Source organism: Pararobbsia silviterrae (assembly GCF_003628125.1).
Taxonomy (GTDB): Bacteria; Pseudomonadota; Gammaproteobacteria; order Burkholderiales; family Burkholderiaceae; genus Pararobbsia; species Pararobbsia silviterrae.
Window position 1 is genome coordinate 1 of the sequence record NZ_RBZU01000031.1, and the last position, 3,391, is coordinate 3,391.

The window sequence follows — 3,391 nt, forward strand, 5'->3', positions numbered from 1 at the left end:
GCCCACACTTGTCACGTTGGCTGCGGCCGTGCCATTGCCGTTTGCGACCGCGCAGTTCTGCCACAGGGGGGGCGTACCGACCGTGACCGCATAGGCCTGGTTGACCGCGATGGGCGTGGCGAAAGTGAAAGCGCCATTGGCAGCCACTGTCAACGCGTCACCTCCGTTGTCGAGCAGCTTCATCGACGCGTTGTCGGCCAGCCCGGTGACAGTGCCGCCGATCGTATAAGACGGTATCGGCGGCGAGTCGCCCCCGCATGCACTAAGAAGCAGACACAGCGACGCAAGCGTCAAGGGCATGTTCACCACGCGCTTCACGCTCGCCATGCCGGACCCGACTGACGACAAATACCCCATAGCCTTCCCCGATAGGTCTTCAATGTGACTTATTTCATGCGATTTATATTCGAGGGCATCTGACACCGCACAGGTGTCGCATGCCGAGTTCGTCGCAGCGTAAGAACTATTCCCCACCCTTCAAACGCGCCATGACACGGTGTCTCACATTTTCGAAATAAATCGAATGGGTGTTTTGAATGCAACAGGTGGGGGTTACCTGGGTGGGGGGCGTCCGGATGCGAGACCTACGTGCACGTGCGGAGATTCGAGCGCCCAAAATGCGCCGGACGGAGTGTCCGCGTCGCTCGTGGAAGCAGCCCCTCGATCGTTTCGTATGACGGGTCGCTCCTGGCCGGCTGCGGCTTCGCGAGACGAGCCCTTTTCGCCCCGCTTGAGTCATTCCAGGTTCGCGACGCGATGTCCGCTTTGCAGACGGTCATATTCGTCGCTTCACCGAAAGGTCTAGCGCGCCGAGGCGTGAGGGTCCAACGCAAGCCTATGGACACTCATGACGACCCGCTCCCTGACGAGAGCGGTGGCAGGTGATGGACGGTGCGTACGGCGTCACTCCGGATGGCAAGCCTGATCGAGGGGCGTCGTCTTTGCGCCTACGACCACCGTGTTCGTCCCGAATATCGCCGTCCCCGCGAATCCGTCGCTGCGCCAGATCACCGCGCAGGTGCTCGCATCCACCGCGTACACGAAATGCGTACTGCCGGAATAGGTCTGCACAAACAGCACGCCTCGGGCCGACACGATGGGGCGCTCGATGATCGACACGGCGTCGCTCACGGTGCAGGTCGGAGTCGAAGCCGTCGATATCGTCAACGGCCCCTGCCATGCCGTCGGATGCGCGACGTTATCCGGCTCGCCGAGTCCGATCGTAATCGGGCCGGCCTTTCCTGAATCGCCCGCGATTTGAAACGGTACGAGGTCGCAGGCAGACGCCACGATAGATGAAGATAACAGCCCGGCTATCAGCACGGCGTGGATCGTACGCCTTGCATCTTGCCCCAGATGGCGAACGATGATTTTCTTGCAAATAACCCAATATATTCGTTTCATAAGCGTGCTAGAGATACACACCGGCGCGCAACGGCGCCTCCTAGAACTTTTTGCATATGTATGACACGCGTTCATCCGGCCGCTCGTGCATGCTTTTTTCTTTGAAAAAATCACGCCATGCATGAAAAATCGTTGCTTGGGCCAAGCATCGGGATGCTACTGTCATTCGCGATGCTCGTGCCGCCGTTTGATGCGAGCGCGGCAACCTGCGACGCGCCCTCCTTCGCCGACTATCCCATCCATGAAGCGCCGCATCGTCAAACGGGCGTCCAACCCATGCTGACCGACAGGAAAGCCAGGATGTTTCAGACGGTCATCCGCACCGAATTCGCGCAGCCCGCAAATTTCGCCGGCCATTACCGCGTTGCGATCTGGGGATGCGGAACGGACTGCCGCGATTTCGCGATACTCGACCAGAACACAGGGCATGTTTATACGATGCCGGGAGTGTCGGAAATCGACGGTGTGATGGGTAGCGACGACGAACGCATCGACTTCAGGCTGAACAGCAGACTGTTCGTGATATCCGCTTGCTTCAACGGCGATCCGTCGTGTCTGAAACAGCCCCGGAAGCAGTTTTACGAGTGGACCGGCCGGACGTTGAAGTGGCTGCGCCGATGCCCGATGGAAGTCGACGGCGTGAAATGACCGGGCCACTCAACCGCCATCGGTGGTCACCGCCGGATCAGGCATCGGTCTCGACGCATACCAGACCCACGCCGGCACCTCACGTGCAATCGAATAAACGTCCCGCGCTTCCCAGAAATCCGGATACGCTCCGGTGACGTGATGCACGCCGAAGCGCTTGAGCGCGACCATCGTTCGTGGGACATGAAAGTACTGCGTCACGGCGATGGCGCTGTCGAAATGGTGTTGCCGGATGAAATCACCCGCATGTCGTGCGGTTGCCCACGTTGTCACGCCATCGTCGTCTTCGACGATGGCATCGGGCGGGACGCCCTTCCGAATCAGCCAGGCCCGCATGGCCGTTGCTTCATTGACACCCGACGCGCCGGTGCCGCCGCTCACGAAGATGATCTTGCAACGCCCTGCCGCGTAGAGCCGCCAGGCCGCACTGAGTCTGGCCGTCAGTCTCGGCGACGGCCTGCCGTCGGAATAGACGGTATTCCCGGGCACGACGGCCACATCAGCCGTGTGAAGCGAGCGACACGACAGGCCGGCCAGCGCAAGCGCAACGCAGGCAATCAACCAGACCCAAATAGAAAGCTTGAGCAGACGCAAGGCGACATCCTCGATACCCAAAGTGCCGCGAGTATCCCACGCTTTGATCGGCCCAATGAGCGTCCCAACACGCCCCTCTATGAGACGCTCAGTCAGTGGCTGCGTCTGTCCGCTATTCTGGCTTCTGGCAATAAGAGCCTTTCGTGCGCAGGGCGCCAGTTGCTCGCAGCACAAACTTCAATATGTCGGCAGTGATACGACGTCGATGCGCTTGGGGCGCTGACCGTCTGCCTCATCGCATCGCTAATCGGCGCAATCAGACGTGGGAAAACGACTGCCTCTGTGTGCTGCGGCATCCACCTTCAAATATCGACTCGGATGCCGACCCTGGAAATTCAACGACATGAGCCGAGACTCGCCCGGCTCATCCGTTACACCGTCTTAGAACACCTTGCGCAGCCGCAGGCTACCCGTCTGCGATACGAAACCGCCGCCGGCCTGCAGTTCGTAGCGCAGGATCACGCTCAAGTTGTCCTTGTTCAACAAGGTCGCGCCCAAGGTCAGATCGGCCAGATCCTTGACCGGCGTTGCCCCCACCGACGTGAACGCCGTCGAGCCCGTCGGGTCGCCCGCATAGCTCGCGCCCGTCACCTGTTGCGTGTGGTCGTATTCGTGAATCCACTGCGCCTGGAACGCCGGCACCAGTTCCCCGTACGACGTCGAGAAGCCCTGCTCGATCTTGAAGCCGAGACCGCTCTTGACCGAGGCCGCATGCGAAGCGTCGACCGACAGCGCCGCACCGTCG

5 protein-coding genes are annotated in these 3,391 nt (G+C 60.5%); 1 reads left to right on the plus strand and 4 read right to left on the minus strand.

Annotation, left to right across the window (positions count from 1 at the left end):
• Together D7S86_RS28825 and D7S86_RS29380 are read right to left on the minus strand one after the other, a co-directional pair.
• The coding region (locus D7S86_RS28825) for a hypothetical protein (RefSeq protein WP_147432524.1) at positions 1-327 on the minus strand (327 nt) is incomplete at its 3' end.
• A 576-nt stretch (positions 328-903) separates the two neighbouring features.
• On the minus strand, positions 904-1,527 hold the full coding sequence (locus D7S86_RS29380; protein ID WP_147432525.1) for a hypothetical protein: 624 nt from the start codon (positions 1,525-1,527) through the stop codon (positions 904-906).
• Here D7S86_RS29380 and D7S86_RS28835 point away from each other — a divergent pair.
• Complete coding sequence (locus tag D7S86_RS28835; protein ID WP_240648459.1) at positions 1,522-2,052, plus strand: hypothetical protein; 531 nt, start codon at positions 1,522-1,524, stop codon at positions 2,050-2,052. The genes D7S86_RS29380 and D7S86_RS28835 overlap by 6 nt on opposite strands.
• A 9-nt stretch (positions 2,053-2,061) precedes the next feature.
• Here D7S86_RS28835 and D7S86_RS28840 read toward each other — a convergent pair whose 3' ends face one another.
• On the minus strand, positions 2,062-2,646 hold the full coding sequence (locus tag D7S86_RS28840; RefSeq protein WP_240648460.1) for a YdcF family protein: 585 nt from the start codon (positions 2,644-2,646) through the stop codon (positions 2,062-2,064).
• 381 nt (positions 2,647-3,027) lie between these two features.
• Positions 3,028-3,391, minus strand: a 364-nt coding sequence (locus tag D7S86_RS28845) for an autotransporter domain-containing protein (protein ID WP_121091577.1), incomplete at its 5' end; no start/stop codon positions are given.